This is a genomic window from Streptomyces sp. BL1, assembly GCF_057628045.1.
Genome location: NZ_JBXYWZ010000002.1, coordinates 4,286,931 through 4,312,998, shown reverse-complemented (window position 1 = coordinate 4,312,998; position 26,068 = coordinate 4,286,931). Strand labels below are relative to the sequence as shown.

General features: G+C 72.8%; 22 protein-coding genes. 5 read left to right on the top strand and 17 right to left on the bottom strand.

All coding sequences use genetic code 11. The annotated features are described in order from the left end of the window. Positions 1 to 155: 155 nt before the first annotated feature. Complete coding sequence (locus AC3AGO_RS19045; protein WP_487821417.1) at positions 156 to 782, top strand: copper chaperone PCu(A)C domain-containing protein; 627 nt, start codon at positions 156 to 158, stop codon at positions 780 to 782. A 109-nt stretch (positions 783 to 891) separates the two neighbouring features. On the opposite strand, the gene phoP is transcribed toward AC3AGO_RS19045, so the two are convergent. Together phoP and phoR are read right to left on the bottom strand one after the other, a co-directional pair. Beyond that, positions 892 to 1,572 (bottom strand): two-component system response regulator PhoP, encoded by a 681-nt coding sequence (phoP, locus tag AC3AGO_RS19040; protein WP_487821416.1) that lies wholly within the window; start codon positions 1,570 to 1,572, stop codon positions 892 to 894. Then, positions 1,569 to 2,894 carry a two-component system sensor histidine kinase PhoR gene (gene phoR, locus AC3AGO_RS19035; protein WP_487821415.1) on the bottom strand — a complete coding sequence of 442 codons (1,326 nt, stop codon included), beginning with the start codon at positions 2,892 to 2,894 and terminating at the stop codon, positions 1,569 to 1,571. Before phoR ends, phoP begins: the two co-directional genes overlap by 4 nt. 328 nt (positions 2,895 to 3,222) lie before the next feature. Here phoR and phoU point away from each other — a divergent pair, with 328 nt between their 5' ends. Continuing rightward, a complete protein-coding gene (phoU, locus tag AC3AGO_RS19030; protein ID WP_487821414.1) occupies positions 3,223 to 3,921 on the top strand; it encodes a phosphate signaling complex protein PhoU in 699 nt (232 codons plus the stop codon). A gap of 464 nt (positions 3,922 to 4,385) precedes the next feature. Here the strand turns inward: phoU and AC3AGO_RS19025 are convergent, their stop codons facing one another. Then, positions 4,386 to 5,147: a phosphoglyceromutase gene (locus tag AC3AGO_RS19025; protein ID WP_487821413.1), complete on the bottom strand. Its 762-nt coding sequence runs from the start codon at positions 5,145 to 5,147 to the stop codon at positions 4,386 to 4,388. 126 nt (positions 5,148 to 5,273) lie between these two features. Between AC3AGO_RS19025 and AC3AGO_RS19020 the strand changes: the two genes are divergently transcribed. After that, on the top strand, positions 5,274 to 6,665 hold the full coding sequence (locus AC3AGO_RS19020) for an MFS transporter (RefSeq protein WP_487821412.1): 1,392 nt from the start codon (positions 5,274 to 5,276) through the stop codon (positions 6,663 to 6,665). Here AC3AGO_RS19020 and AC3AGO_RS19015 read toward each other — a convergent pair. Both AC3AGO_RS19015 and AC3AGO_RS19010 read right to left on the bottom strand, forming a co-directional pair. Further along, the gene (locus tag AC3AGO_RS19015) at positions 6,630 to 8,639 is read right to left on the bottom strand and encodes a helix-turn-helix domain-containing protein (protein WP_487821411.1); all 2,010 of its coding nucleotides are present in this window, start codon (positions 8,637 to 8,639) and stop codon (positions 6,630 to 6,632) included. The genes AC3AGO_RS19020 and AC3AGO_RS19015 overlap by 36 nt on opposite strands. 66 nt (positions 8,640 to 8,705) lie before the next feature. Next, complete coding sequence (locus tag AC3AGO_RS19010; protein WP_487821410.1) at positions 8,706 to 9,506, bottom strand: 3-hydroxybutyrate dehydrogenase; 801 nt, start codon at positions 9,504 to 9,506, stop codon at positions 8,706 to 8,708. Positions 9,507 to 9,725: 219 nt separating this feature from the next. Here AC3AGO_RS19010 and AC3AGO_RS19005 point away from each other — a divergent pair, with 219 nt between their 5' ends. After that, positions 9,726 to 11,018, top strand: coding sequence for an MDR family MFS transporter (locus AC3AGO_RS19005; RefSeq protein WP_487821409.1), 1,293 nt, complete (start codon positions 9,726 to 9,728; stop codon positions 11,016 to 11,018). A 159-nt stretch (positions 11,019 to 11,177) separates the two neighbouring features. Here the strand turns inward: AC3AGO_RS19005 and AC3AGO_RS19000 are convergent, their stop codons facing one another. Continuing rightward, positions 11,178 to 11,684: a type III secretion system chaperone family protein gene (locus AC3AGO_RS19000; RefSeq protein WP_487821408.1), complete on the bottom strand. Its 507-nt coding sequence runs from the start codon at positions 11,682 to 11,684 to the stop codon at positions 11,178 to 11,180. After that, a complete protein-coding gene (gene mshA, locus AC3AGO_RS18995; protein ID WP_487821407.1) occupies positions 11,677 to 13,077 on the bottom strand; it encodes a D-inositol-3-phosphate glycosyltransferase in 1,401 nt (466 codons plus the stop codon). Before mshA ends, AC3AGO_RS19000 begins: the two co-directional genes overlap by 8 nt. A gap of 224 nt (positions 13,078 to 13,301) precedes the next feature. Between mshA and AC3AGO_RS18990 the strand changes: the two genes are divergently transcribed. Then, entirely contained in the window at positions 13,302 to 14,114 is an 813-nt protein-coding gene (locus AC3AGO_RS18990; protein WP_487821406.1) for a class I SAM-dependent methyltransferase, read from the top strand. Between the two features lie 45 nt (positions 14,115 to 14,159). Here AC3AGO_RS18990 and AC3AGO_RS18985 read toward each other — a convergent pair whose 3' ends face one another. From AC3AGO_RS18985 to AC3AGO_RS18940, 10 genes are all read right to left on the bottom strand, one after another. Then, a complete protein-coding gene (locus tag AC3AGO_RS18985) occupies positions 14,160 to 14,594 on the bottom strand; it encodes an NUDIX hydrolase (RefSeq protein WP_487821405.1) in 435 nt (144 codons plus the stop codon). After that, on the bottom strand, positions 14,581 to 15,813 hold the full coding sequence (locus AC3AGO_RS18980) for a CHAD domain-containing protein (RefSeq protein ID WP_487821404.1): 1,233 nt from the start codon (positions 15,811 to 15,813) through the stop codon (positions 14,581 to 14,583). Before AC3AGO_RS18980 ends, AC3AGO_RS18985 begins: the two co-directional genes overlap by 14 nt. A gap of 93 nt (positions 15,814 to 15,906) precedes the next feature. Next, positions 15,907 to 18,156 carry an RNA degradosome polyphosphate kinase gene (locus tag AC3AGO_RS18975; RefSeq protein WP_487821403.1) on the bottom strand — a complete coding sequence of 750 codons (2,250 nt, stop codon included), beginning with the start codon at positions 18,154 to 18,156 and terminating at the stop codon, positions 15,907 to 15,909. Positions 18,157 to 18,587: 431 nt separating this feature from the next. Then, complete coding sequence (gene mshD / locus AC3AGO_RS18970; protein ID WP_487821402.1) at positions 18,588 to 19,505, bottom strand: mycothiol synthase; 918 nt, start codon at positions 19,503 to 19,505, stop codon at positions 18,588 to 18,590. A 97-nt stretch (positions 19,506 to 19,602) separates the two neighbouring features. Then, positions 19,603 to 20,256, bottom strand: a complete 654-nt coding sequence (locus AC3AGO_RS18965) for an NADPH-dependent FMN reductase (protein ID WP_487821401.1) — start codon at positions 20,254 to 20,256, stop codon at positions 19,603 to 19,605. 99 nt (positions 20,257 to 20,355) lie between these two features. Further along, positions 20,356 to 21,888 carry a sensor histidine kinase gene (locus AC3AGO_RS18960; protein WP_487821400.1) on the bottom strand — a complete coding sequence of 511 codons (1,533 nt, stop codon included), beginning with the start codon at positions 21,886 to 21,888 and terminating at the stop codon, positions 20,356 to 20,358. Next, positions 21,885 to 22,640 carry a response regulator transcription factor gene (locus tag AC3AGO_RS18955; protein WP_487824711.1) on the bottom strand — a complete coding sequence of 252 codons (756 nt, stop codon included), beginning with the start codon at positions 22,638 to 22,640 and terminating at the stop codon, positions 21,885 to 21,887. The genes AC3AGO_RS18960 and AC3AGO_RS18955 overlap by 4 nt, the downstream gene beginning before the upstream one ends. Positions 22,641 to 22,711: 71 nt before the next feature. Further along, positions 22,712 to 23,755, bottom strand: coding sequence for a S1C family serine protease (locus tag AC3AGO_RS18950; RefSeq protein WP_487821399.1), 1,044 nt, complete (start codon positions 23,753 to 23,755; stop codon positions 22,712 to 22,714). A 225-nt stretch (positions 23,756 to 23,980) separates the two neighbouring features. Then, complete coding sequence (locus AC3AGO_RS18945; protein WP_487821398.1) at positions 23,981 to 25,027, bottom strand: LacI family DNA-binding transcriptional regulator; 1,047 nt, start codon at positions 25,025 to 25,027, stop codon at positions 23,981 to 23,983. Between the two features lie 166 nt (positions 25,028 to 25,193). Next, the gene (locus AC3AGO_RS18940; RefSeq protein WP_487821397.1) at positions 25,194 to 26,048 is read right to left on the bottom strand and encodes a response regulator transcription factor; all 855 of its coding nucleotides are present in this window, start codon (positions 26,046 to 26,048) and stop codon (positions 25,194 to 25,196) included. Between the last annotated feature and the right edge of the window lie 20 nt (positions 26,049 to 26,068).

The following is a 26,068-nucleotide window of genomic DNA, read 5'->3' as shown; positions in this document are numbered from 1 at the left end:
ACGGCGCGCGCGGCGGGAGGGTCGGGTGCGGGGCGCGCACGCGGGCTCGGTAATCTGGCCCGCGAGATCACGTCCAGTGGACGTGCCCTGCCTCCACCCGTCCGCGACCGGCACGCAGTTCGGCCGCCAGACCTCGCCTAGGAGATGCCGCCGCCGTGAGCAGCAGCCTTCGACGCGGCACCCTCGCCGCCACCGCACTCACGCTCTCCGTCGTCACGCTGTCCGCCTGCGGTGCGGGGAACAGCGCGCAGACCTCGGAAGTCAAACCGGACAACGCCGCGGCCACCGCCGGCAACATCAAGATCCAGAACGTCAACATCGTGACGGCGCCCGACGGTTCGGGCCCCGCGACCGTGACCGGACGCATCTTCAACGCCGGCGCCAAGCCCGAGGTGCTGCAGGGCATCACCGTCAGCGGCACCGCCAAGGCGAAGCTCAGCCCGGCGAAGGGCGAGCAGAAGGTGACCGTCCCCGCGGGCGGCTCGCTGGCGCTGGGCGGCAAGGACAACGCGGCCGCGCTGCTCTCCGACGCCAAGAAGGCCGGCGTCGCGGACGGCAACGCGCAGCCGGTCACCTTCGACCTCAGCAGCACCGGTGCGGTGAAGCTGCGCGCCTCCGTGGTGCCGGCGACGCACCACTGGAAGGACGCCGGGCCGACCGTGCAGCCCTCCGCCGGCGGCTCCCCCTCCGAGTCGGCCAGTGGCAAGCCCTCGGAGAGCGGTAAGCCCTCCGACGCGGCGAGCGCCGAGCAGCAGGGCGGCGGCGAGCACGCCGGCCACTGAGCCGGGCGCACAGCACGCCGCACGGCGACGCAGCGGCACGCCAGACACAGGGGAGGGCCCCGGCCGACCGGCCGGGGCCCTCCCCTGTGGTGCGAGCGGGGGTGCGTGTTTACGGCTCGAACTTGTAGCCGAGGCCGCGCACCGTGACGAGATAGCGCGGGGTCGCCGGGTCGGGTTCGACCTTGGCGCGGAGTCTCTTGACGTGCACGTCCAGGGTCTTGGTGTCACCGACGTAGTCGGCGCCCCAGACCCGGTCGATGAGCTGCATACGGGTCAGCACGCGGCCCGCGTTCCGCAGCAGCATCTCCAGCAGGTCGAACTCCTTGAGCGGCAGGTCGATCTTGTCGCCGGCGACGGTGACGACGTGACGGTCCACGTCCATCCGTACCGGACCCGCCTCCAGCGCGGCCGGGGTGACCTCCTCGGGCTCCCCGCGGCGGCGCATCACCGCCCGTACCCGCGCGACCAGTTCGCGCGAGGAGAAGGGCTTGGTGACATAGTCGTCGGCCCCTATTTCCAGGCCGACCACCTTGTCGATCTCGCTGTCCTTGGCGGTCACCATGATCACCGGGACGTTGGAGACCCCCCGCAGCTGCCGGCACACCTCGGTGCCGGGCAGTCCGGGCAGCATCAGGTCGAGCAGCACCAGATCGGCGCCGTTGCGTTCGAACTCATCGAGCCCCTCGGGGCCCGTGGCCGCGACCGCGACCTCGAATCCTTCCTTGCGGAGCATGTACGACAGTGCGTCGCTGAACGATTCCTCGTCCTCGACGACAAGCACTCGGGTCACGGGAGGACCTCCGGAGCAGCATCAGGATCGCGAAGCGAATCCATTGAAGGGGTGTGGCGGGCGGCTGTGCCGTCCTCGTGCGGCCGCTCCTCGTCCTCGAAGACGGCCGGTTCCTGCAGTGCGCCTGCGAACCGGTCCCGGCTGGACCGGGCCGCTTCGGCCTTCTCGCGGGCGCTGCCCGCCTCCGGCAGTCGCAGGGTGAAGGTGGAGCCCTGTCCTTCCGCGCTCCACACGGTGACCTCCCCGCCGTGCGAGGCGGCCACATGCTTGACGATGGCGAGGCCGAGTCCCGTACCGCCGGTGGCACGGGAGCGGGCCGGGTCGACGCGGTAGAACCGCTCGAATATCCGGTCCTTGTCCTTGTCGGAGATTCCGATGCCCTGGTCGGTCACCGCGATCTCGATCAGGTCGCCGCCGGACACCGCGACCCGGCGGCCGGCTATGCCGACCCGGGTGCGGGCCGGCGAGTAGTTGACGGCGTTCTCGACGAGATTGCCGAGCGCGGCGGCGAGCTGGCCGCGGTTGCCCCACACGTGGAGCCCCTCGGTGCCGCCTGCCGCGAGATGTATCTGCTTGCCCGCCGCGGTGTTGCTGCAGCGGTCGATGGCCTCGGCCACCAGCTCGTCGACGCGGACCGGTTCGGAGTCCTCCAGCGGGTCGTCGTTCTGCACCCGCGAGAGGTCGATCAGCTCCTGTACGAGGCTGGTCAGCCGCGTCGACTCGTTCTGCATCCGGCCGGCGAAGCGCTCGACGGCCTCCGGGTCGTCGGCCGCGTCCAGCACCGCTTCGGAGAGCAGCGAGAGGGCGCCCACCGGGGTCTTCAGCTCGTGGCTGACGTTGGCGACGAAGTCCCGCCGCACCGCCTCGATCCTGCGGGCCTCGGTCAGGTCCTCGACGAGCAGCAGCACCAGGCGGGAGCCGAGCGGAGCCACCCGCGCGGAGACCGCGAGGGCGTCGCTGCGGGCCGATCCCCTGCGCGGGAGGTCGAGCTCGATCTGCCGTATCTCGCCGTCCCGGCGGGTGTCGCGGGCCATCCGGAGCATCGGGTCGACGGCGAGCTTGCCGCCGCGCACCAGGCCCAGCGCGTACGCGGCCGAGCTGGCCTTCACCACCGCGTCGCTCTCGTCGAGCACCACGGCGGAGGAGCGGAGCACGGAGAGCACGGTGTCGACGCCGGGCGGCAGCACGGCGTCCGTGTGCAGCGAGGTCCGCGTCGGGCGGCTCTGCTCCCGTTCGCTCCAGCGGAACGCCAGCATGGCGATCACGCCGGTGCACAGCCCGGCGATCGCAGCCACTGCGGCGACCGCCGCGTTCAGGTCCATGCCCCCAGGTTATGCGCCAGCCGCGTCGGCACCCCAGGGGTCCAGGAGCGGACTCGAACGTTCGTCCCGCAGAATTCACCGTCACGTCGGTGCCGGTTCACTGCGGGCGCTCTGCTCCGGCCCGGTGACGGGCTTGAGGATCATGGAGTCGGGGTGCCGTCTCCCAGAGTTCACCTGGGCGTACCCACCGGTTCACGCGACGGGACGGAGGCCGACGCATTCCGGACGGAGCGTGGGAGCGTGGAGGGGCTTCTGCTCCGCTACGAGGACCTCGTAGCGCGCTCGTGGAGCCCTGCTACGGAATCAACTGTGTGAGGGAAGGACAGCCATGCGGGACGCGTACCACGAGGAGCTGGACTCGATCAGCGACAGTCTGGTCGAGATGGCCCGGCTCGTCGGCTCCGCTATCGGCCGCGCCACCACGGCGATGCTGGACGCGGACCTGAAGCTCGCCGAGAGCGTGATCGCCGCGGACGAGAAGGTGGACGACCTGCAGCGCGACCTGGAGTCCCGGGCCATACAGCTGCTGGCCCGGCAGCAGCCGGTCGCAACGGACCTGCGGATAGTCGTCACCTCGCTGCGGATGAGCGCCGACCTGGAGCGCTCCGGCGACCTGGCGCAGCACGTCGCCAAGGTGGCCCGGCTGCGCTTCCCCGACTCCGCGGTGCCGCGCGATCTCCAGGCGACGCTGCTGGAGATGGGACAGCTGGCACAGCGGCTGATGGCGAAGGCCGCCGAGGTCATCATCAGCAAGGACATCGACCTGGCGATGCAGCTCGAGCAGGACGACGACGCCATGGACGATCTGCACAGGACGCTGTTCCAGCACCTGATGGACGACCGCTGGGAGCACGGCATCGAGACCGCCGTCGACGTGACGCTGCTCGGCCGCTACTACGAGCGCTTCGCCGACCACGCGGTCTCCGTCGCGCGGCGCGTCGTCTACCTGGTGACCGGCGACTACGCGGACGAGGTCGACCCGGCGGCCGCGGCGAACGACGGCACGGCCCCGGTGGAGGGTTCGTAACCGGGGCCGGTGGGCGGGCTCTTGAACGGGCCCGTGACCGGGTCCGTCGTCCGGGGTGTCACGGGGGTCCGTGACACCCCGGCGGCCTGTCCGCGGGTTCCGTGCTTCCGCGCGCCCTTGATGCGCCCGCCGCAACCGGCGCTGGAATGGGCAGCAGGCAGACGACGGTCGCGTCCGCCGAAAAGGAGGGAACCCATGCCCGACTCCCCCGCTCCCGCCCCGCTCCCCGACCTGTCCGAGGGCCGCCCGGCGCTCCCCGTGCTGGGTGCCTGCGGATGCGGTTCGGGGTGCGGCTGCGGGTGCCAGTCCGGCGGCTCCTGCTCGTGCGGCGGCAGCTGCAGCTGAACACGGCGCCGCGGCACACGGCCTGACGGCCCTTCAGGAGACGGAAACGACTCCGGGGGCCCTGCCCGGTTCGACGGGGCAGGGCCCCCGGTCCGTTCGCGGTGCCGGGAGAGGTCCGGCTACTTCTTCTTGCCCTGGTTCGCGACTGCCTCGATGGCTGCCTTGGCGGCCTCCGGGTCGAGGTATGTGCCGCCCTTCTTGAGCGGCCGGAAGTCGGCGTCCAGCTCGTAGGCGAGCGGGATGCCGGTGGGGATGTTCAGGCCGGAGATGTCCTCGTCGGAGATGCCGTCGAGGTGCTTGACCAGCGCGCGCAGCGAGTTGCCGTGCGCGGCGATCATGACGGTGCGGCCGGCCAGCAGGTCCGGGATGATGCCGTCGTACCAGTACGGCAGCATCCGCGTGACGACGTCCTTGAGGCACTCGGTGCGCGGACGGAGCTCGCTGGGGATGTCGGCGTAGCGCGGGTCGCCGCTCTGCGAGAACTCGGAGCCGTCCTCCAGCTCCGGCGGCGGGGTGTCGTACGAGCGGCGCCAGAGCATGAACTGCTCCTCGCCGTACTGCTCGCGGATCTGCGCCTTGTCCTTGCCCTGGAGCGCGCCGTAGTGGCGCTCGTTGAGACGCCAGGAGCGGTGCACCGGGATCCAGTGCCGGTCGGCGGATTCGAGGGCCAGCTGCGCGGTGCGGATGGCGCGCTTCTGGACCGAGGTGTGCAGTACGTCGGGCAGCAGGCCGGCGTCCTTCAGCAGCTCACCGCCGCGGACTGCCTCCTTCTCGCCCTTCTCGTTGAGGTTGACGTCCACCCAGCCGGTGAACAGGTTCTTCGCGTTCCACTCGCTCTCACCGTGGCGGAGGAGGATCAGCTTGTACGGTGCGTCGGCCATGCCCCCGAGCCTAATGGGTGCCCGGAGGCCGTACGCCCCGGCATGGGGGCCGCGGGGACAGTGCGCCACCGCACTGTGGTGTTCCGCCACATGGGTACGGGCCGGGATCGTCCCTACGGTCACGCCATGAATCCCGCGTCCACGTCATCCCCGGCGCCCGCACGTTCGCTGCGGCGCATCGTCGCCGCGAGCCTGATCGGCACGACCATCGAGTGGTACGACTTCTTCCTGTACGGGTCGGCCGCGGCACTGATCTTCAACAAGCTGTTCTTCCCGGACTCCGACCCGGTCGTCGGCACCCTGCTGTCGTTCCTCACGTACGCCGTGGGCTTCGCCGCGCGGCCGGTCGGCGCGCTGGTCTTCGGTCACTTCGGGGACCGGATCGGGCGGAAGAAGCTGCTCGTGGTCAGCCTGTTGCTGATGGGCGGCGCCACCTTCGCCATCGGGCTGCTGCCCACCCACGCCACGATCGGCTCGGCGGCTCCCGTCCTGCTGACCGCGCTGCGCCTCGTACAGGGCTTCGCGCTGGGCGGCGAGTGGGGCGGCGCCGTGCTGCTGGTGTCCGAGCACGGGGACGCCAAACGGCGCGGCTTCTGGGCGTCCTGGCCGCAAACCGGGGCTCCCGCGGGCCAGTTGCTGGCCACCGCCGTCCTGGCGGCGCTGACCGCTCTGCTGTCGGAGCAGGCGTTCGAGAGCTGGGGCTGGCGGGTGCCGTTCCTGCTGTCGGGTGTGCTCGTCGGTGTCGGACTGTGGGTACGGCTGGCGGTCGACGAGTCACCGGTTTTCAAGGCGGCACGCGCCCGTGCGCAGGAACGCGCCGGCCAGGGTGTCGTCGAGAAGACGCCGCTGCTGGCCGTACTGCGGCAGCACTGGAGGGACGTACTGATCGCCATGGGCGCCCGGATGGCGGAGAACATCAGCTTCTACGTGCTGACCGCCTTCATCCTCGTCTACTGCACGGAGCATCTGAAGCTCGGTCAGCAGACCGCGCTGAACGCCGTGTTGCTCGCTTCCGCCGTGCACTTCGCCGTGATCCCCGGGTGGGGCGCGCTGTCTGACCGGGTCGGACGGCGTCCCGTGTATCTGCTGGGCGCGGTCGGCGTCGGGCTGTGGATCTTCCCGTTCTTCGCACTGCTCGACACCCGCCAGTTCGGCTGGATGGTGCTCGCCGTGACGGTCGGACTGGTGCTGCACGGTGCGATGTACGCGCCCCAGGCGGCGTTCTTCTCCGAGCTGTTCGCGACCCGCATGCGGTACTCGGGTGCGTCGATCGGCGCACAGTTCGCGTCCGTCGCCGCCGGCGCCCCCGCGCCGATGGTCGCGACCGCGCTGCTGGCGGCGTACGGGGGCCCGGCGCCCGTCTCGCTGTACGTGATCGGTGCCGCGCTGCTCACGATCGTCGCGGTGGCGTGCGCGAAGGAGACCCGGTCCCGGGATCTGGAGGCGGTCGGCGAGGACGCTCCGGACGTACCGGAGCAGCGGTCAGCCGAGGGCTCCCGACAGTCGGTGCAGCCGTAGCGCGAGCTGCGTCTCCAGCGCGCGTTCCGGGGACTGCCAGTCGTCGCCCAGCAGCCGGGCCACCCGGTCCAGCCGCTGGGCGACGGTGTTGACGTGGACGTGCAGCGCGTCCTTGGCGCGGGCCGGGCTCATGCCGCAGGCGAAGTACGCGTCCATGGTGGCGACCAGGTCGGTGCCGCGCCGCGCGTCGTAGTCCAGCACGGGCCCGAGGGTGCGGCGTACGAAACCGGTGACGTCGCGGGTGTCGGTCAGCAGCAGCCCGAGGAAGCCGAAGTCCTCGGCGGCCGCGCCCTGTCCGGTCCGGCCCAGCATCCGCAGCGCGTCCACACAGCGGCGTGCCTCCGTGTACGCGGCGGCCACCGCCGAGGACGCGGCGGCGGGAGCCGGTACGGGCGCGGAGGCGCCGACGGTGACGGGCGCGCCCGCGGCCGCGCCCAACTGGCAGGCGGCGTCCCGCGCGAGGCGTGAGGCGGCTTCCTGTGCGCCGTGCTGCCGGCCGTCCTGCGGTACGGGGAGGAGCAGGACTGTGCCTCCGTCGCGGGCCGCGGCCAGGCCCTGCCGGGTGGCGGCGAGATGGGAGGCCGCCGCCCACAGCCGCTGCCGTCCCGCGCTCGTCTCGGGGCTCTGCTGTGCGGGGGCGCTGGGGTCGCCGCCGTGACCGCCGACTGGATTGCCGGCCGGACTGCTGCCGGGGCCGCCGCCGTCGTGTTCGTCGAAGCGGGCGCTGAGCACCACGTGCGGCGTGTCCAGGTCGGCGTGCAGCCGTGCCGCCCTGTCGCGCAGCAGCCGCGGGTCGCGTCCTGTGGCGTCCAGCAGATCGTCCAACAGTTCGCCGCGTACGCGCTGTTCGGCCTCGTCGGCCGAGCGGCGGGCGAGCAGCAGCAGGGACGTCACCATGGCGGCACGTTCGAAGGTCCGCTGGTCGACGGGGCCCAGCCGCGGGTGGCCGCGCAGGACGAGGGCGCCGAGCAGTTCACCGCCCGCGGAGACGGAGACGGCGGCGACCCAGGTGTCACCGTCCCGTACCGCGTAGCCGTCGCTGCGGGAGCGCTCCACCGCGGCGGAGCCCGCCGTGTCCTCCGCCGTACGGAACTCCACGTGTCCTTGCAGCACGTGGGACACCGCTGCCGCCACGTCGCTCACGTCGCCGCCGCGCAGCACGAGTTCGGTCAGCCTGTCGTGCACGTCGCCGGCACGCCGGATGGTCTCGTTGGCCGACTCCAGCTCGGCGAGCGTGTCACGGGTCTCGGCCAGCAAGCGCGCGTTGTCGATGGCGACGGCCGCGTGGGCCGCGAACGAGCCCAGCAGCGCCACCTGTTCGCGCTCGAAGACACGCGCCCTGCGGTCCGCCGCGTACAGCACGCCGATGACGTCGCCGCCCAGCAGCAGCGGCACGCCGAGGATCGCGATCAGGCCCTCCTCGCCGACGGCCGTGTCGATGGGCCCGGTGTGCCGGAAGCGGGCGTCGTCCGGATAGTCGTCGGTGACGTACGGGCGCGCGGTCTGCGCCACGAGACCGCCGAGCCCCTCCCCCATGCCGAGCCGCAGCTGCTGGAACCGCGCCGAGACGGAGCCCTCGGTGACCCGCATGTACGTGTCGCCGCGCTCCGGATCGGTCAGCGTCATGTAGGCGACCTCGGTGCCCAGCAGTGAACGGGCGCGCTGCACGATGGCGCGCAGTACGTCGTCGAGGTCCCGCAGCCCCGCGAGATCGTGCACCGTCTCGATGAGCGCGGTCAGTTCGGCCTCCCTGCGCCGCCGCCCCTCCAGTTCGGCGCGGATGCGCAGGGCGAACTGTCTGGCGCGTCGCAGCGCGGCGACTTCGTGCGCCGGTGCGCCGGACTCGCGGGCGTGCGCGACGGGATGCTCGTACGCGTCGGCCGGGGCGCCGTGTGCGAGGAGTTCGAGGTACGGGGTGACGTCCTGTCCGCCCGGCCGGGGGTCCGGGGCCTGGTCCCCGGATGAATGCAGCATGGGCCCACGCTTACCGTCCTGGTCAGTGGGACGTCTACCGTCCCGGTCGGACGTCCGCTCTCCTGGTCAGTGGGACGTCCAGGCTCCGTCCATGGGCAGCGCCGCTCCCGTGACGAACGAGGCGGGCGGCGAACACAGATAGGCCACCGCCTCGGCGACCTCCTCCGGCTCCAGCAGCCGCTTCAGCGCCGAGTCGGCGAGCAGGATCTCCGAAACCACCCGCTCCTCGGGGATGCCGTGCGCCGCCGCCTGGTCGGCGATCTGCCGCTCGACCAACGGGGTGCGTACGTAGGCCGGGTTGACGCAGTTGGACGTGACACCGTGCTCGGCGCCCTCCAGGGCCGTCGTCTTCGACAGACCCTCCAGCCCGTGCTTCGCGGACACGTACGCCGACTTGTAGGCGGAGGCCCGCAGCCCGTGCACGGAGGAGATGTGCACGATGCGGCCCCAGCCCTGCGCGTACATGCCGGGCAGCGCGCCGCGGGTGAGGCGGAACGGGGCCTCCAGCATCAGGGTGAGCATGGTGCGGAACGTGTCCGGCGGGAAGTCCTCGATGGGCCGGACCAGTTGGAACCCGGCGCCGTTCACCAGCACGTCGGTGCCGGCAGCCGCGCGCTCGGCGTCGTCGAGGCCCTCCGGCGATGTGAGGTCCAGGGCGTACGGCTGGACGAGGCCGCCCTGCTCCGGCGCGGACTCCGCGAGTTCCGCCGTCAGGGTGGCGAGGCCGTCCGGATCGCGGTCCACCGCGCGTACCTTCGCTCCCGCGGCAGCCATCCGTACGGCACAGGCGCGGCCGATGCCGCTGGCCGCGCCGGTGACGAGCGCGGTGCGGCCGGAGAGGTCCAGGTTCACGGAGTACGGGGTCATGGGGCCACGCTAGACATCCACCGCCGCCCCGCCCGATGTGGGACATGGCCACAGTCGGTCGGGCGCGCGTGTGCCGGAGGCACATGGGGGCGGGACGGCATTCCGCCGATTGACAGCTGTCATCAATTCAGTGGCGGCTGTCGTCCCCGGCTCAGTACGTTCCGGACCGAGCCGCGACGTACCGAGCCCGCGCACGATTTCCCCCTGGGGGACCACGCCATGTCCGGAGCCCTGGCCAGAGCCGGCCGCGCCGTCAGCGAGAGCGTGGGCGGGCTGCCCGGCGCCTTCTGGTGGCTGTGGACCAGCACACTGATCAACCGCCTCGGCGGTTTCGTCGCCACGTTCCTCGCTCTCTATCTGACCGTGGACCGCGGCTATTCGGCGTCGTACGCGGGTCTCGTCGGCGCGCTGTACGGGCTCGGCGGCGTGCTCTCCTCGGTCGTCGCCGGGGTGCTGACCGACCGGCTGGGGCGGCGGCCGACCATGCTGGTGGCGCAGGTGTCGACCGCGCTGTCGGTGGCGGCGCTGGGGCTGATGCAGCATCCGGTGGCGATCGCGGTCACGGCGGCGGTCGTCGGCATGGCCACCAACGCGTCACGGCCCGCCGTACAGGCGATGATGGCGGACATCGTGCCGCCGGAGGACCGGGTACGGGCCTTCGCGCTCAACTACTGGGCCATCAACCTGGGGTTCGCCGTCTCCTCCTCGGCGGCCGGACTCATCGCGCAGTACAGCTACCACGTGCTGTTCTTCAGCGAGGCGACGATGGTGCTGGCGTGCGCGGTCGTGGTCTTCGTGAAACTGCCCGAGTCGCGGCCGGAGCGGCCCGCCCCCGCGGAGGAGCCCCGGGCCGAACAGGCCGAGCCCTCGGTGTCCATGGGGACGGTGCTGCGCGACGGGCGCTTCATGGCGGTCGTCGGCCTCAGCCTGCTGATGGCCACGCTCATCCAGCAGGCGTTCGTGGCGCTGCCCATCACCATGGGCCAACAGGGCTTCTCCAGCTCCGACTTCGGGCTCGTCATCGCCGGGAACGGCGTGCTGATCGTGCTGTTGCAGCTGCCGGTCACGCGGTTCATCGAACACCGCGATCCCGCGCGGGTGTTGGTCGTCTCGGCGCTGCTGATCGGGTACGGGTTCGGGCTGAACGCCTTCGCCGGTTCGGTCGCCTTCTTCGCCGTCGCCGTCGTCGTGTGGACGCTCGGCGAGATCATCAACTCGCCCACGCAGATGGGGCTTGTCGTGCGGCTCTCGCCGCTGCACGGGCGCGGCCGCTATCAGGGGATGTTCTCGCTGTCCTGGGCGGTGGCGTCGCTGTCCGCGCCGCTTTCGGCGGGGCTTGTGATCGACCGGTTCGGGGCGGACGCGTTGTGGTTGGTCAGCGCGGTGGTGGGGTCTGTGGCGGCGGTGGGGTACGGCGTGCTTTTGCGGGGGTTGCCGGCGGAGGCGCCTGCGGCGGCGGGCAGCGCGCCCAGCGTGGCGGTCCCGGACCCCCGTACGGATGCGTCGGCCTGACGCGTCGTGAGGGGTCTGCCCCGGACCCGCCCTTACCCGTTTCTTCCGGGGCTGCGCCCCGGAACCCCACCCAGTGGGGGACGGGGGGGGAACCGGGGCGGGAGAGGCGCGGGGCGGGGACTTGACCTCGGGTCCCCGGAGCGGGGCGAAGGGCGCGGGTCAGGACTGCGACGTGAGGTGGGTGAACGCCGCCAGGTTGTGGGTGGGTTCGCCGCGGGAGACGCGCCACTCGTACTCGCGGCGGATCGCCGTGGCGAAGCCCAGTTCCAGAAGGGTGTTGAAGGAGCCGTCGGCCGCTTCGAGGACGGAGCCGAGGAGGCGGTCGACCTCGTCGGGGGTGACCGCGGCGAGGGGGAGTTTGCCGGTGAGGTAGATGTCGCCGAGCCGGTCGACCGCGTAACTCACCCCGTACAGCTTGAGGTTGCGCTCCAGCAGCCACCGCTGGACGCCTTCCGCGTTCTCGTCGGGGCGGCGGATCACGAACGCGTTCAGGGACAGCGAGTGCTTGCCGACGATCAGTGACACCGTCGTCGACAGCTTGCGGGTGCCGGGCAGCTTCACCACGTACGAGCCGGCCTCGGGGCTCTCCCACTCCAGCTCGGCGTCCCGCAGGGCGGCCTCGATGACCTGCCGTGCGTCCTGTGTCGCCTGCGTCGCGTCAGCCATGGGGCGATCGTAGGCGACGCCGCCTGGCCTGCAGCGCCGCGGTGTAGACGTCGAGGGTGGCCGAGGCCGCCGCGTCCCAGCCGAAGCTGCGGGCATGCTCCGCGGCCGCCGCGCCCAGCCGGTCGCTGAGCCCGTCGTCGTCGACGAAGCGGCGCAGCGCACGCGCGTATTCGGCCGGGTCGTGGCCGGCGACGAGATAGCCGCTCACCCCGTCCCGTACGGCGACCGGCAGCCCGCCGACCGCCGCGGCGATCACGGGCGTACCGCAGGCCTCGGCCTCCGCCGCGACCAGCCCGAACGACTCGTTGTAGGACGGCATGACGAGCACGCTCGCCGCGCGGTACCAGTCCGCCAGCTGCTCCTGGCCGACCGGCGGGTGGAACCGTACGAGGTCCGCGATGCCGAGCCGGGCCGCGAGCTTCTGCAGCCCCTCCGGTTTGGCGAGGCCACTGCCGCTGGGCCCGCCGACGACGGGCACGAGGAGCCGGGAGCGCAGCGAGGGGTCCGCGTCGACGAGGTGGGCGACGGCGCGGAGCAGGATGTCGGGCGCCTTCAGCGGCTGGATGCGCCCTGCGAAGAGGGGGATGACCGCGTCCTGCGGCAGTCCGAGGCGGGCGCGCGCGGCGGCCCGCCCGTACAGGGCCTCCCCGGCGCGGGTCGCCGCGGCACCCGCCGGGTCCGGGCGGAAGCGGTCGAGGTTGACGCCGGGGTGGACGACGGCGGTGTCCGCGGGGTCGGCCTCGTAGTGCCGTACGAGTTCGCCGGCCTCCTCGGAGGTGTTGGCGATGAGCCGGTCGGCGGCCCGGACTATCTGGGTCTCGCCGATGACGCGGGCCGCCGGTTCGGGGTTGTCGCCGTCGGCGAGCGCCGCGTTCTTGACCTTCGCCATGGTGTGCATGGCGTGCACGAGCGGGACGCCCCAGCGCTGCGCGGCCAGCCAGCCGACGTGCCCGGACAGCCAGTAGTGGGAGTGCACGAGGTCGTAGTAGCCGGGGCGGTGGCCCGCCCAGACCTGCATGACGCCGTGCGTGAAGGCGCACAGCTGCGCGGGCAGTTCCTCCTTGGCGAGGCCCTCGTACGGTCCGGCGTCGATGTGCCGCACCAGCACGCCGGGGGTGAGCTCGACGGCCGGTTCGAGGGCGCCTGTGGTGGCCCGGGTGAAGATCTCCACCTCGGTGCCCTGCGCCGCGAGCTGCCGGGCCAGCTCGACGATGTAGACGTTCATGCCGCCGGCGTCGCCGGTGCCGGGCTGGTGCAGCGGCGAGGTGTGCACGCTGAGCATCGCCACCCTGCGGGGGCGGCGGGCGGGGCCGGGCAGCCGGAGCCGTGGGGACCTCGGCTGCTGCGGGGGGCGACTGCGCCACTGGCCGAGCCTGGGGGCGGACTGGCTCACGGGGCGGATGCCTCCTCCGGGAGGGAACGGGCGCTTGAACAGGGGACCGGGACGAACCCTTCGGGGTTCAACGGCACAGGGCGCCTTCCCCTTCCCACTTTGCCAATTCGTGACGCAGAGCAGACGTCCCGCTGACGCCGGCCCCGCCCGCGCCCCGGTCCCGCACCCCGGTACGGAGGCCGTGTGCCCGGCCCGCGCCGCGTTGCACCCCGTAGGCTCTCCTCATGCCGTCCCGTTCTCCCGCCCGTCCTGTCGGGGCGGTGACACGCGGGACGACGAACCCCAACCGGCTGCGCCGCATGGACCGCTGGATCGCCGCCGCGCACGGTCCCGCACTGCGCCGCTCCCACCTGCCGCCCGTCGCGGTGGACCTCGGGTACGGCGCTGCCCCGTGGACCGCGGTGGAGCTGCTGGCCCGGCTGCGGCCGGCCCGCCCCGGCGTACGGGTCGTCGGCATCGAGATCGACCCGGCGCGCGTCGCGGCCGCCGTCCCGTACGAGTGCGAGGGGCTGACCTTCGTCCGCGGCGGTTTCGAGATCCCCCTCCCGGACGGCCGGCGCCCCGCGCTGATCCGCGCCGCGAACGTGCTGCGCCAATATGCGGAGGACGAGGTGGGCCCCGCATGGGAGCGGCTGTGCGCGCGGCTCGCCCCGGACGGGCTGCTGGTGGAGGGCACCTGCGACGAGATCGGGCGGCGCCACGTGTGGGTGGCGCTGGGCCCGGAGGGGCCGCGCACGGTCACGTTCGCGGCCCGGCTCGGCTCCCTCGGTACGCCCTCCGACCTGGCGGAACGCCTGCCCAAGGCGCTGATCCACCGGAACGTTCCGGGCGAGCCGGTGCACGCCTTCCTGCGGGACTTCGACCGCGCGTGGGCCGCGGCAGCGCCGTACGGGTCGCTGAGCGCCCGGCAGCGCTGGATCCACGCCGTCCGCGCCCTGACGGCGGACTGGCCGGTCGCGGACAGCGCGCACCGGTGGCGGCAGGGCGAGGTCACCGTGCGCTGGGAGGCGCTGGCGCCGCGCGGCGGACCGGCGTAACCCGGCAGCCGGCGGACGGGCGTAACCCGGCAGACCGTCCCGGGCTCAGGCCCTCGCGTGCTCCAGGGCCGAGACGAGCGCGTCGACCAGGGGGCGGTCGCGCTCGTGGCTGAGGCGGTTGCGCGCCCCGGCAGGCGGCAGCCAGACCAGCCGGTCCACCTCGGAGTTCGGCACGAAGGAGCCCTCGGTCACCTCGGCGGCCCAGTAACGGACCTCCTTGGGGCGGCCGTTGGCGAGGTAGTACGAGGTGGGCAGCACGGCGCCCGGCGCGCACTCCATGCCCGTCTCCTCGCGCACCTCGCGGAGCGCGCCGCGCAGCGGCTGCTCGTACTCGCGCCGCTTGAGCTTGCCCTTCGGGTGGGACCAGTCGTCGTACTTGGGGCGGTGCACGAGGGCGATCTCGATGCCCCCGTCGTACGGGGAGCGGCGCCACAGCACGCACCCCGCGGCGAGCACGGCCTGCCCGTCAGCTGTCGTCACTGGATGTCTTCACCTCGCGTTGCGGTTCCGGAGACCGTCCTCCGGCGACGTGCAGCCACAGCCGCCCGAAGGCGAAGCGTGCGGCCTCGACCTCGTGCCGCTGGTCGGCGTGCAGCACGCCGAGAGCGTACGCGGTGGCGGGGGCGATACGGGGCGTTCTGGCCGCGGCGGCGGCAGCGGCGGCCGCTTCCGCCGCGTCCCGGTGCAGGTCGAGGGCCGAACTGGCGGGCGCGAGCCGCGGGTCGGGGCGCACACCGTTCCCCTCCTGGCCGTCGGGCTCCTCGTCTGGCGCGCCGCACAGCAGCACCTCCTGCGCGTACCGGTGCAGCCGCAGCAGCAGCCGCACCTGCAGCCAGGCCGCGTCCTGCTGCGCCTCCGGGGTGAGGGAGCGGGCCAACGCGTCGGCGTTGTACGGGGATTCGGCGCGGTTCAGCGGGAGCGCGTCCACGGCCTCCGCCAGCCGCCGGCGCACCTGCCCGGCGAGCGGCACCAGCGCGGACGAGGCGCGGCGCTCGGCGCCCTCCGGGGCGAGCGGCGCCTCGGACGCCAGCACGGCGACCTGGTCGGCGACCGCGTGGAAGCGGGAGGAGCCGAGCGCCTGGAGCGCGGCGGAGTGCGCGCGGGTCCGCGCGAGCGTCAACTGCCGCTCCAGCAGCGCCCCGGCGCGCGCGGCGCCCACCGGCAGCGCGCCCTGTCCCGCGTCGCGCCCCTGCCGGCGCTCCTCGGGCGGCTCGCGTCCGCTGTCCCCCGCGATCCTGTGCAGCGCGCCGAGCAGCCGCTCCAGCCGCGCGGAATAGGCGTACTCGCGGGCCAGCGTGCCCGAGAGCCAGCCGAGTTCGCCGCGCAGCTGGTCGGCCCAGGCGCCGTCGAGCAGCGGACGGTACGTGTGCAGCGTGCCGTTCAGCCGGCGCGCGGAGCGGCGCAGCTGCCGTACGGCCTCGGCCGTGCCCTCCGCCGTGTCCGCGCTGCCCGCGCTCTCGCCGTGCAGCCGCAGGCTGCGCAGGAACGCGGCGGCGCGGTCGTGCAGATAGCCGCCGAGCACATCGGAGACCGTCGCCGTCTCCAGCACGGGCGGCAGCGCCCCGGACGCGTCCGGTGGCGGGCCCGTACGCCGGGCGGCCGCACCGCGCCGTCCCGCGGCACCCGCGGGCCCCACGGGTCCCGCCCCTGCGGTGACCAGCGCGGCGCTCTCCGCGAACGGGTCATGGCCCTGCGCCATCACAGCCCCTCTCCCGGCTCGGCCCCCCGGCCGGTAACGCGGAACGGGCGCGGCGGTCCGTACCGCCGGCCGTGCCGCACCTGCCCTTCCCGGTCATGTCGCCGGACCACGCCGGCGCCTCCTGGCGTCGATCAGCGACTCCTGGATGTTCAGCAGCGGCTGCCCTTCCTGGTCGTGCGCGTGGCGCGTCCAGTCGCCGTCCGGGCCCAGGTGCCACGAGACGGTGGAGTCCGACATCCCGGTCTCCAGCAGGGAGTTGAGCGTGGCCCGGTGGCCCGCGTCGGCGACGCGGACGATGGCCTCGATCCTGCGGTCCAGGTTCCGGTGCATCATGTCGGCGCTGCCGATCCACACTTCGGACTCGCCGCCGTTCCCGAAGGCGAAGATCCGCGAGTGCTCCAGGAACCGGCCGAGCACGCTGCGCACCCGGATGTTCTCGCTCAGTCCGGCGACACCGGGCCGCAGTGCGCAGATGCCGCGCACCCACACGTCGACCGGGACACCGGCCTGCGAGGCGCGGTACAGCTCGTCGATGACCGTCTCGTCGACCATCGAGTTGACCTTGACGCACACGTACGCGGGACGGCCCTCCTGATGGTGCGTGATCTCCCGCTGGATGCGCGAGACGAGCCCGTCCCGCAGGGACTTGGGGGCCACGAGCAGCCGCCGGTACGTCTCCCTGCGGGAGTATCCCGAGAGCCTGTTGAACAGGTCGGAGAGGTCCCCGCCGACCTGCGGGTCGGCCGTCAGCAGCCCCAGGTCCTCGTACAGTCTGGCCGTCTTCGGGTGGTAGTTGCCGGTGCCGACGTGCGAGTAGCGGCGGAGCGTGTCGCCTTCCTGGCGGACCACCAGGGAGAGCTTGCAGTGCGTCTTCAGACCGACCAGCCCGTACACCACGTGGCAGCCGGACTCCTCCAGCTTCCGCGCCCACCGGATGTTGGCCTGCTCGTCGAAACGGGCCTTCAACTCGACCAGGACGAGCACCTGTTTGCCGGATTCGGCGGCGTCTATGAGGGCGTCGACGATCGGCGAGTCGCCCGAAGTGCGGTACAGCGTCTGCTTGATGGCCAGCACGTCCGGGTCGGCCGCCGCCTGCTCCAGGAACGCCTGCACGGACGTGGAGAAACTGTCGTATGGGTGGTGCAGCAGCACGTCCCGCTCGCGGAGCGCGGCGAATATGTCCGGCGCGGAGGCCGATTCGACCTCCGCCAGATCGCGGTGCGTGCCGGCGACGAACTTCGGGAACTTCAGGTCCGGCCGGTCCAGCGCGGGCACGATCGAGGAGAGGCCGCTGAGGTCGAGCGGGCCGGGAAGCGGATAGACCTCGGCGTCGGAGATCTTCAACTCACGTACCAGCAGGTCCAGTACGTACGGGTCGATGGACTCCTCGACCTCCAGGCGCACGGGCGGACCGAAGCGGCGCCGCAGCAGCTCCTTCTCCAGGGCCTGCAGCAGGTTCTCCGCGTCGTCCTCCTCGACCTCCAGGTCCTCGTTCCGCGTGACCCGGAACATGTGGTGCGCCAGCACCTCCATGCCGGGGAACAGCTCCTCCAGGTGCGCCGCGATCACGTCCTCCAGCGGGACGAAGCGGCTCGGGGACGCCTCCAGGAACCGGGAGAGCAGCGGCGGCACCTTCACGCGCGCGAAGTGGTTGTGCCCGCTGACCGGATTCCGTACGACGACGGCGAGGTTGAGCGAGAGGCCCGAGATGTACGGGAAGGGGTGCGCCGGGTCCACGGCGAGCGGCGTCAGCACGGGGTAGATCTGCTGCCGGAACAGCGTGAAGAGCCGTTCCTGCTCCTGCTCCGCCAGCTCCGTCCAGCGGATCAGGTGCAGCCCCTCGTCGGCCATCGCGGGGGCCACATCCTGCTGGTAGCAGGCGGCGTGACGGGCCATCAGCTCGCGGGAGCGGGTCCAGATCAGCTCCAGCACCTCGCGGGGCTGCAGCCCGGAGGCGCTGCGGGTGGCGACGCCGGTGGCGATCCGGCGCTTCAGGCCCGCGACCCGGACCATGAAGAACTCGTCCAGGTTGCTGGCGAAGATGGCCAGGTAGTTGGCGCGCTCCAGCAGCGGCGTCTCCGGCGCCTCCGCCATCTCCAGCACCCGCTCGTTGAACGCGAGCCAGCTGCGCTCCCGGTCCAGGAAGCGGCCCTGCGGCAGGTCGTCGGCCTCGGCGTCCGGGCCCTGCCCGGCCTCGTACGCGTCGGCATCGGAGTCGAGATCCGGCTCGACGGCCGGTTCGAGCTCGGCGGCGGTCCCGCTTCCGGTCACGGCATGCGGGCGGTGGGCCGCGAGGGACCCGAGGGACGGCTGGGCGGCGGCATGCGGTGCTGGCTGGCTCATGGCCCCATTGTTCCGCGCACGTGGCACCACGGTCGCGGGTTGCGGGTCTCCCCAGGGGAAAGCGGGGGGAGGCTGAGCTGCTGGCTGCATTCCATGATGCTCGCAAGCCAGGTTGAATCGTTGGTTACGCGAGAGTGGCCCCCGGGCGGCCCCACCCCAACACACCGGTGGCTCCGCGAAGCGGTGTGGGCAGCTGGTCCGCCCTTGGGGGCGGAACGGGTGGGCACACCGGACCGGCACCCGCCAAGGGAACGCACCCCGCACCCCACGCAGGCGCAGGCCGTGCAGCGGGACGCGCCCCGCACATGGTGGCGCGTACGTCGCGTGCGTGGGGGACAGATCTCGCGGGTGCGGTCCGCTGTGCCCACCCGTTCCGCCCCTTGGCGGACCGCGTGCCCACAGCGGGCGGGCGCGGGCCCACAGCGGGCGATTCAGCCCTCCGTGCGGTACATGAGGTCCGTCTCGTGGGTGCGGAAGCCGATGCCCTCGTATACGCGGACCGCGGCGGCGTTGTCCGCGTCGACGTACAGCATCGCCGTGGGCAGTCCGCGGTCGCGGGCGAGGTGGTGGAGGCCGACCGCGGTGAGGGCCTTGCCGAGGCCGCTGCCCTGCGCGTCGGGGGCGACACCCAGGACGTAGACCTCGCCGAGCTGCTCAGCGCTGTGCACCTTCGTCCAGTGGAAGCCGGCCAGCGTGCCGTCCTCACGCTCCGCCAGGAAGAAGCCCGCCGGGTCGAACCACGCCTCGGCCTTCCTGTCGTCGAGGTCGCGCTGGGTCAGCGAGCCCTGCTCGGGGTGGTGCGCGAAGGCCGCCGCGTTCAGCCGGAGCCAGTCCGCGTCGTCCTCGCCGGGCCGGAACGTACGGATGCGCACACCGGCGGGCAGCGCCGGGTCCGGCAGCGGCGGTACGCCGTCGGCCGCGGCACCGGCCAACGGGCGCCGCAGCTGGCGCAGTTCGCGGAAGAGGGAGAGGCCGAGCACCTGGGCCAGGTGCCGCGCCGCGGGGTGGCCGCCGTGCGCCCACACCCGGAGCCGGCGGTGGGAGGCGTCGAGCAGCGCCTCGCCGAGCTGCCGCCCGTACCCCTTGCCGCGGTGGTCGGGGTGGACGACGAGTTCGCCGGCGGGGGCCTCGACCGGGTCGGTGTCCTCCAGCTGCCCGTAGCCCACCAGTTCGCCCTCGCGCCGCAGCAGCAGATGCCGCACGCCCGCGCGGCGGCCGCCGCGCAGGGCGATCCTCCCCTGTTCGGACACGGCGGCCTGCCCGTCCTCGGCGGCCGCCGCATCGATCAGCTCCTGCGCTTCCCGTACGACCTCGGCCGACGCCTCATCCACAACAACCACGTCGCTCATGGGACACGACCCTACGACCTCCGGAAAGCCCCGTGGGACCACGCCCACGAAACCTTCGTGTAACCCGTACGGGCTGTGCCTCCCGGGCGGCCGTTCCTCAGGCGGCCGAACCGTACGGCGCGGCCTCGCGTGCCTGCCGCAGTGCCGCGCCCCACCACTCCAGCTGGCCGAGCATGCCCTTGGCCGCGGCGGCGCAGCCCTCCGGGTCGTGCGGGCGGCCCTCGCCGTCGAAGCGCTCCCAGGCGGAGTGGAAGCTGAGCGAGTCGCGGACGGTGACGGCGTGCAGTTCGGGGAAGACCTGCCGGAGCTGCTCCACGGCGCGCAGTCCGCCGCTCATGCCGCCGTAGCTGACGAAGCCCACCGGCTTGGCCTGCCACTCGCCGTGGAACCAGTCGATGGTGTTCTTCAGCGCGGCCGGGAAGCTGTGGTTGTACTCGGGCGTGACGATGACGAAGGCGTCGGCGGCGTCCAGCCGTTCCGCGAGCCCGCTCCGTACGCGGGCGACGTCGTCGGGCATCGGGGCGCTGAAGTCCGGGAAGGCGACGGGCAGTACGTGCTCCGCCTCGGCCAGGTCGAGCACGTCGACGTCGAAGGTGCCGTAGTCGCGCGCCTCCCCGGCGAACCAGTCGGCGACGACGGGTCCGAAGCGGCCCTCGCGGACACTGCCGACGATGACGGCCAGGCGAAGCGGGGAAGCGGCCCCGTCGGCGGGGATGTCCGTGCCGGTGGGGGTACCGGTCCGAGCGGTCATGGAGCTCTCCTCAAGTGAGCCGCCCCAGGGGCGGGTTACGGGTACGGGCGGTGTGTTCCGCCCGACTGCCCCAGGCTCATACTTGAAGGACGCTTCAAGTCAACCGCGGCTCTCCCGTGTCCCGTCCGGCACCTCGGGGCCTGCCCCGTCCGGCACCTCGGGGCCTGTCCCGTCCTGCACCTCCGGTTCCGTCCCGGACCACGGTTCCGGCTGCGTCTCCGGCTCCCTCTCCGGCGGCGGGACCGGCGCTCCCGACAGCCACAGCACGGCCACCGTCCCGCCGCCCTCCGCGGGCCGCAGATCCACCTCGCCGCCCAGCTGCTGCGCCGTACGGGCCACGATCGACAGGCCGAGCCCCGAGCCCGGCAGGCTGCGCGCGGACGGGGAACGCCAGAAACGGTCGAAGACGTACGGCAGTTCCTCCGCAGCGACGCCCGGCCCGTGGTCCCGTACGCGCAGTGCGCCGTCGGTCAGCGTGACCGTGACGGTGCCCTGGTGGGGGCTGAACTTGACCGCGTTGTCCAGCAGATTGACCACGGCACGCTCCAGTGCGGCCGGCTCGGCCCGTACGTACCAGGGCGACAGCTCCGGGACGATGGACACGCCAGTGGCCCGCAGTCTGACCCGTTCGACGGCCCGCGCGGCGAGGTCGTGCAGACCGGTCACGGCGGCCGCCGCGCGGTCGCTGCCGGGCGCCGCGTCGGGGCGGGACAGCTCCTGCAGATCGCCGATGAGGGCGCTCAGTTCGGTCATCTGCGCGGTGACGGACTCCAGCAGCGCCCTGCGGTCCCCGGGCGGCAGCGGCCGGCCGGACTCCTCGCTGCGGGCGAGCAGTTCGATGTTCGTACGGAGCGAGGTCAGCGGCGTCCGGAGCTCGTGGCCCGCGTCGGCGATGAGCTGCTGCTGGAGGTCGCGGGACGAGGCGAGCGCGGCGGTCATGGAGTTGAAGGAACGGGACAGCCGGGCGATCTCGTCGTCGCCGTCCACCGGGATGCGGACCTCGAGGTCCTCCGTCCGCGCGATGTGCTCGACCGCGCCGGTCAGCCGGTTCACGGGGCGCAGGCCCGCGCGGGCCAGGGCGACGCCCGCCCCGGCGGCGCCGAGCACGCCCGTACCGCCCACCAGGGCGAGGATCAGGGCCAGTTTGCGCAGCGAGCTCTCCGTCTCGGAGAGCGGCCGGGCGACGGACACAGCGACACCGGCGCCCTGTACGGGGGTCGTCACCACGCGGTAGTCGGCGCCGTCGGCGGCCCGCGCGGTGTGCACGTCCTCGGAGCTGTGCCCCTCGGCGACCCTCTCGTCACCCTTGCTGACGTCCAGTTTGCTGCCGAAGATGACGCAGCTGGTGCCCTGCCGGTCGACGACCTGCACGGTGCCCCCGAAGGGGTTGGGGATGCGCCGGTCCGCCGGGGAGCACTGGCCCGAACGCAGCGTGTCCACCACGTCGTTGGGGGACACGCGCGTGTTGCGCAGCGAGTCGTCGAGGGTGCCGTACAGCTGGGCCCGTACGAGGACCCAGCACGCCGCGGCACAGGCCGCCACCGCGAGCGCCACCGTGAGTGCCACCAGCAGCGTGAGCCGGGAGCGCAGCGGCAGCGCGGCGAGCCGGCCGCGCAGCGGGAGGCGTGTCATGCGGAGTCGTCCTTGAGTACGTAGCCGACGCCCCGCACGGTGTGCACGAGCCGCGGCTCGCCCCCGGCCTCGGTCTTGCGGCGCAGGTACATCACGTACACGTCCAGGGAGTTGGAGGAGGGCTCGAAGTCGAAGCCCCACACCGCCTTGAGGATCTGCTCGCGGGTCAGCACCTGGCGGGGGTGCGACAGGAACATCTCCAGCAGCGTGTACTCGGTGCGGGTCAGCTCCACGTGCCGGCCGCCCCGGGTGACGTCGCGGGTGCCCAGGTCCATGCGCAGATCGGCGAAGGCGAGGGTGCCCGTGTCGGCCGCGCCTTCCTGTTCGGCCAGCTCGCGGGCGTACGAACTGCGGCGCAGCAGCGCACGGATGCGCGCCAGCAGCTCGTCCAGCTCGAACGGCTTGACCAGATAGTCGTCGGCGCCCGCGTCGAGCCCCGTGACGCGGTCGCCGACGGTGTCCCGCGCGGTCAGCATGAGGATCGGTACGCGGTGCCCGCCGGCGCGCAGCCGCCGGGCCGCGGTGAGCCCGTCCATGCGGGGCATCAGCACGTCGAGCACGATCAGGTCGGGTTCGTACGTCGCCGCCTTCTCCAGCGCGTCGATGCCGTCGACGGCGAGTTCGGTGCCGTACCCCTCGAAGCTGAGGCTGCGGCGCAGCGCGTCCCGGACGGCTGGTTCGTCGTCGACGATCAGCACGCGCTGCGCGGCGGGCTCGGAATCGGCGGTGAGGGGCTCGGGCTCGGAGGACATGTCCACCAGCTTCGCATCACCGGTGGTGCTCTCCGGGCCTCCGACAGCCGGGTCCCAGCTGTTCATTCCTGTCAGTCGTTCCCTGCCCGCAGGCCGCTCAGCGCGTCCTTCACGTCGTCGGAGGGGATGGCGAAGCCGAGGCCGACACTGCCCGCCTCGGCGGAGGCGGCACCGCCGGAGGAGCCGGAGTACATCGCCGAGTTGATGCCGATGACCTCGCCCTTCATGTTGACCAGCGCACCACCGGAGTTGCCCGGATTGAGCGAGGCGTCGGTCTGGATGGCCCGGTAGCTGGTGGTCTGCGAGCCGACGTCGCCGTTGTACTCGCCGCCGCCGAACTCGAACGGCCACCGCCCGTCGCCGCCCTGACCGCCCTGGCCGCCCGGCTGTCCGTCGTCCTTCTGCACGGTCACCTTGCGGTCGGTCGCGGAGACGATGCCGCTCGTCACCGTGCCGGACAGGCCCTCGGGGGAGCCGATGGCGACGACCTGGTCGCCGACACCCACGCTGTCGGAGTCGCCGAGTGTCGCCGGGGTCAGATCACCGGCTCCGCTCGCCTTCAGCAGGGCCAGGTCGTGGTCGGCGTTGGTGCCGACGACCTGCGCGGTGGCGGTGTCGCCGTCGCTGAAGGTGACCTTGACGGACTGGGCGCCGGAGACGACGTGATTGTTCGTCAGGATCTCGCCGTCCTCGGAGATCACCACGCCGGATCCGGTGGACTGCCCGCCGCTGGTCGTCGCCTTGATCTCGACGACGCTGGGCGCGACCTTGTCCGCCACGGAGGCGATGGTGCCGTCGGCACGGGACGAGGCGTTGGTCCCGCTCACCGCGCTGGTGACGGGGCCGTCGCCGAGGAGCTTCTCCATGCCGTACGCGCTGCCGCCGCCGACCGCGGCCGCGCCGAACGCGAGGGCGGCGAACAGCGCGACGGTGCGCCGGGTCCGCGGCCGTGGCTGCGGCCCGGGCAGGTCCTGCCGCGCCGTCCCGTCGTCACCGGGGCCCTGCGGGGGCGGGCCCTGCGGCGGTACGGGCGGCGGTGCGTACGGGGGCACCGGCGGTGCCGGGGGCGGCTGTGTCTCCGGGTGCTGAGGCGAAGGTGCTGGGTATCCGCTCATGCCTCAGAGCGTGCCGCTCCACCATGAGAGCTTCCTGAGGCCTAGCTGAGAAGTAGCCCAGAGACTGCACTCAGCGGAGGAAGGGGCGCGGGACTGCACTCAGCGGGGGCGACCCTCGCACCCGACAAGGGGCGCGGGGAACTGCGCAAACCCCACGCGAACCGCAGCCGCCCGACACCAGCACGGGGTCACACGAAGCGGCACAAGCACGCAAGCGGCAAGCCGCTAGGCGCACCCGCAGGAGCGCCGTACGACCAGCCCGGACGGGAACTGCCGGACACGGCCGCGCCCTTCGGTGACCGGCCCGCCGCCCCGCGCGCCCGGCACCCGCAGCGAGTCGTCGAGCACGAGGTCCACCGCGGCCTTCGCCATCGACTCGCGGTCCGAGCCGACCGTGGTCAGCGGCGGATCGGTGAGCCCCGCCTCCTTGACGTCGTCGAAGCCGGCCACCGCCAGTTCGCCGGGCACGTCTATGCCCAACTCCCGCGCGGCGCGCAGCAGACCGATCGCCTGGTCGTCCGTCGAGCAGAACACGGCCGGCGGCCGGTCGGGGCCGCTGAGCAGCTCCAGCGACCGCTCGTACGTGTCGTAGCGGTTGAAGGGGGCCTGGAACAGCCGCCCCTCCACGGACTTCCCGGCCTCCCGCATGGCCCGGCTCCAGCCCTCGACGTGGTCGGTGACGGGGTCGCCGGACTTCGGGGTGGACTCGGTGCCGCCCAGGCAGGCGACGTAGTCGTGGCCGTGCTCCAGCAGGTGACGGGTCGCCAGCTGGGCGCCGCCCACGTCGTCCAGCACCACGGCGACGTCGTCGATGGCGTCGGGGCGGCGGTGCATCAGCACCACCCGGGCGTCCCAGGCGTCTATCTCCAGCGCGGCGTGCTCGCTCAGGCCCGAACTGATGAGGATCAGTCCGGACACCCGCATGCCCAGGAAGGCGCGCAGGTAGTGGACTTCGCGCTCGTCGAGATAGTCGGAGTTGCCGACGAGGACCATCTTCCCGCGTTCCGCGGCGGCCTGTTCGACGGCGTGCGCGACCTCGGCGAAGTAGGGCTGCCGGGCGTCGGGAACGATGAGCCCTATCAGGTCCGTACGCCGCGAGGCCATGGCCTGCGCGACCCGGTCCGGGCGGTACCCCAGCTCGCGGATGGCCGCGAGGACCCGTTCCTTCGTGGCCGGGGCGACCGGCCGCGGACCGTTGTTGATCACATAGCTGACGACGGCGGTCGACGTCCCCGCCAGCCGCGCCACATCGTCCCGCGTCACCTTGGCCACGGGCGGCAGTCTACGCGGGACTTCCTGGTCTTCCGCCGGGCGTGCGAACCGGGAACGTACGCCCGGCGGACAGCCGCCCGCGTACCCGCCGGCACTGCGCGGCGGATACGCGGGCGGCCGTGCGCGAGCGGCGTACGGCCGGGCCCTGCCGGAGCGTCGGCTCAGGTCAGCGCCGGCTGCCGCGCGTGGAGGCGGGAAACTCCGGGCTCCGGTACGTGACGGGCTGTCCGCCGGCCGGCCGGGAAGCGTCCTCGCCCCCGCCTGCCGCCTCCCGCGCGACCTGGGTGGCCGCGTCGGTGATGGCCCGCGCGTCGGCCCTGGCCTTCTTCTCCTCGGCGGACTTCTCGCCCTTCTCCGGGGAGACGAAGCGGTAGCCGACGTTGCGCACGGTGCCGATCAGCGACTCGTGCTCCGGGCCGAGCTTGGCCCGCAGCCGCCGTACGTGGACGTCGACGGTGCGGGTGCCGCCGAAGTAGTCGTAGCCCCACACCTCCTGGAGCAGCTGGGCCCTGGTGAACACCCGGCCGGGGTGCTGCGCCAGATACTTCAGCAGCTCGAACTCCTTGAAGGTGAGGTCGAGTACGCGGCCCTTCAGCTTCGCGCTGTAGGTGGCCTCGTCGACCGAGAGGTCGCCGTTGCGGATCTCCATCGGGCTGTCGTCCGCGGTGACCTGCTGCCGGCCGGTGGCCAGCCGCAGCCGGGCCTCGACCTCGGCGGGGCCCGCCGTGTCCAGCAGGACGTCGTCGACGCCCCACTCGGCGGTGACGGCGGCGAGTCCGCCCTCCGTCACGATGAGCACCAGCGGACAGCCGGGGCCCGTGGACCGGAGCAGCTGACAGAGCGAACGGACCTGCGGCAGATCGCGGCGGCCGTCGATGAGGATGACGTCGGCACCCGGCGTGTCGACGAGCGCCGGCCCCTCGGCGGGGGCCACCCGGACGTTGTGGAGCAGCAGGCCGAGGGCGGGCAGGACTTCGGTGGAGGGCTGGAGAGCGTTCGTCAGCAGGAGTAGCGAGCTCACGTCTGAGTTCCTTCCTCAGT

What these genes read in the sequence shown, in the direction of transcription:
- phoR (WP_487821415.1), bottom strand. Translation starts at nt 2,894, where the DNA reads ATGGACCTGAACGCGGCGGTCGCCGCAGTGGCTGCGATCGCCGGGCTG.
- phoU (WP_487821414.1), top strand. Translation starts at nt 3,223, where the DNA reads ATGCGGGACGCGTACCACGAGGAGCTGGACTCGATCAGCGACAGTCTG.
- AC3AGO_RS19025 (WP_487821413.1), bottom strand. Translation starts at nt 5,147, where the DNA reads ATGGCCGACGCACCGTACAAGCTGATCCTCCTCCGCCACGGTGAGAGC.
- AC3AGO_RS19020 (WP_487821412.1), top strand. Translation starts at nt 5,274, where the DNA reads ATGAATCCCGCGTCCACGTCATCCCCGGCGCCCGCACGTTCGCTGCGG.
- AC3AGO_RS19015 (WP_487821411.1), bottom strand. Translation starts at nt 8,639, where the DNA reads ATGCTGCATTCATCCGGGGACCAGGCCCCGGACCCCCGGCCGGGCGGA.
- AC3AGO_RS19010 (WP_487821410.1), bottom strand. Translation starts at nt 9,506, where the DNA reads ATGACCCCGTACTCCGTGAACCTGGACCTCTCCGGCCGCACCGCGCTC.
- AC3AGO_RS19005 (WP_487821409.1), top strand. Translation starts at nt 9,726, where the DNA reads ATGTCCGGAGCCCTGGCCAGAGCCGGCCGCGCCGTCAGCGAGAGCGTG.
- AC3AGO_RS19000 (WP_487821408.1), bottom strand. Translation starts at nt 11,684, where the DNA reads ATGGCTGACGCGACGCAGGCGACACAGGACGCACGGCAGGTCATCGAG.
- AC3AGO_RS18990 (WP_487821406.1), top strand. Translation starts at nt 13,302, where the DNA reads ATGCCGTCCCGTTCTCCCGCCCGTCCTGTCGGGGCGGTGACACGCGGG.
- AC3AGO_RS18980 (WP_487821404.1), bottom strand. Translation starts at nt 15,813, where the DNA reads ATGGCGCAGGGCCATGACCCGTTCGCGGAGAGCGCCGCGCTGGTCACC.
- AC3AGO_RS18975 (WP_487821403.1), bottom strand. Translation starts at nt 18,156, where the DNA reads ATGAGCCAGCCAGCACCGCATGCCGCCGCCCAGCCGTCCCTCGGGTCC.
- mshD (WP_487821402.1), bottom strand. Translation starts at nt 19,505, where the DNA reads ATGAGCGACGTGGTTGTTGTGGATGAGGCGTCGGCCGAGGTCGTACGG.
- AC3AGO_RS18965 (WP_487821401.1), bottom strand. Translation starts at nt 20,256, where the DNA reads ATGACCGCTCGGACCGGTACCCCCACCGGCACGGACATCCCCGCCGAC.
- AC3AGO_RS18960 (WP_487821400.1), bottom strand. Translation starts at nt 21,888, where the DNA reads ATGACACGCCTCCCGCTGCGCGGCCGGCTCGCCGCGCTGCCGCTGCGC.
- AC3AGO_RS18955 (WP_487824711.1), bottom strand. Translation starts at nt 22,640, where the DNA reads ATGTCCTCCGAGCCCGAGCCCCTCACCGCCGATTCCGAGCCCGCCGCG.
- AC3AGO_RS18950 (WP_487821399.1), bottom strand. Translation starts at nt 23,755, where the DNA reads ATGAGCGGATACCCAGCACCTTCGCCTCAGCACCCGGAGACACAGCCG.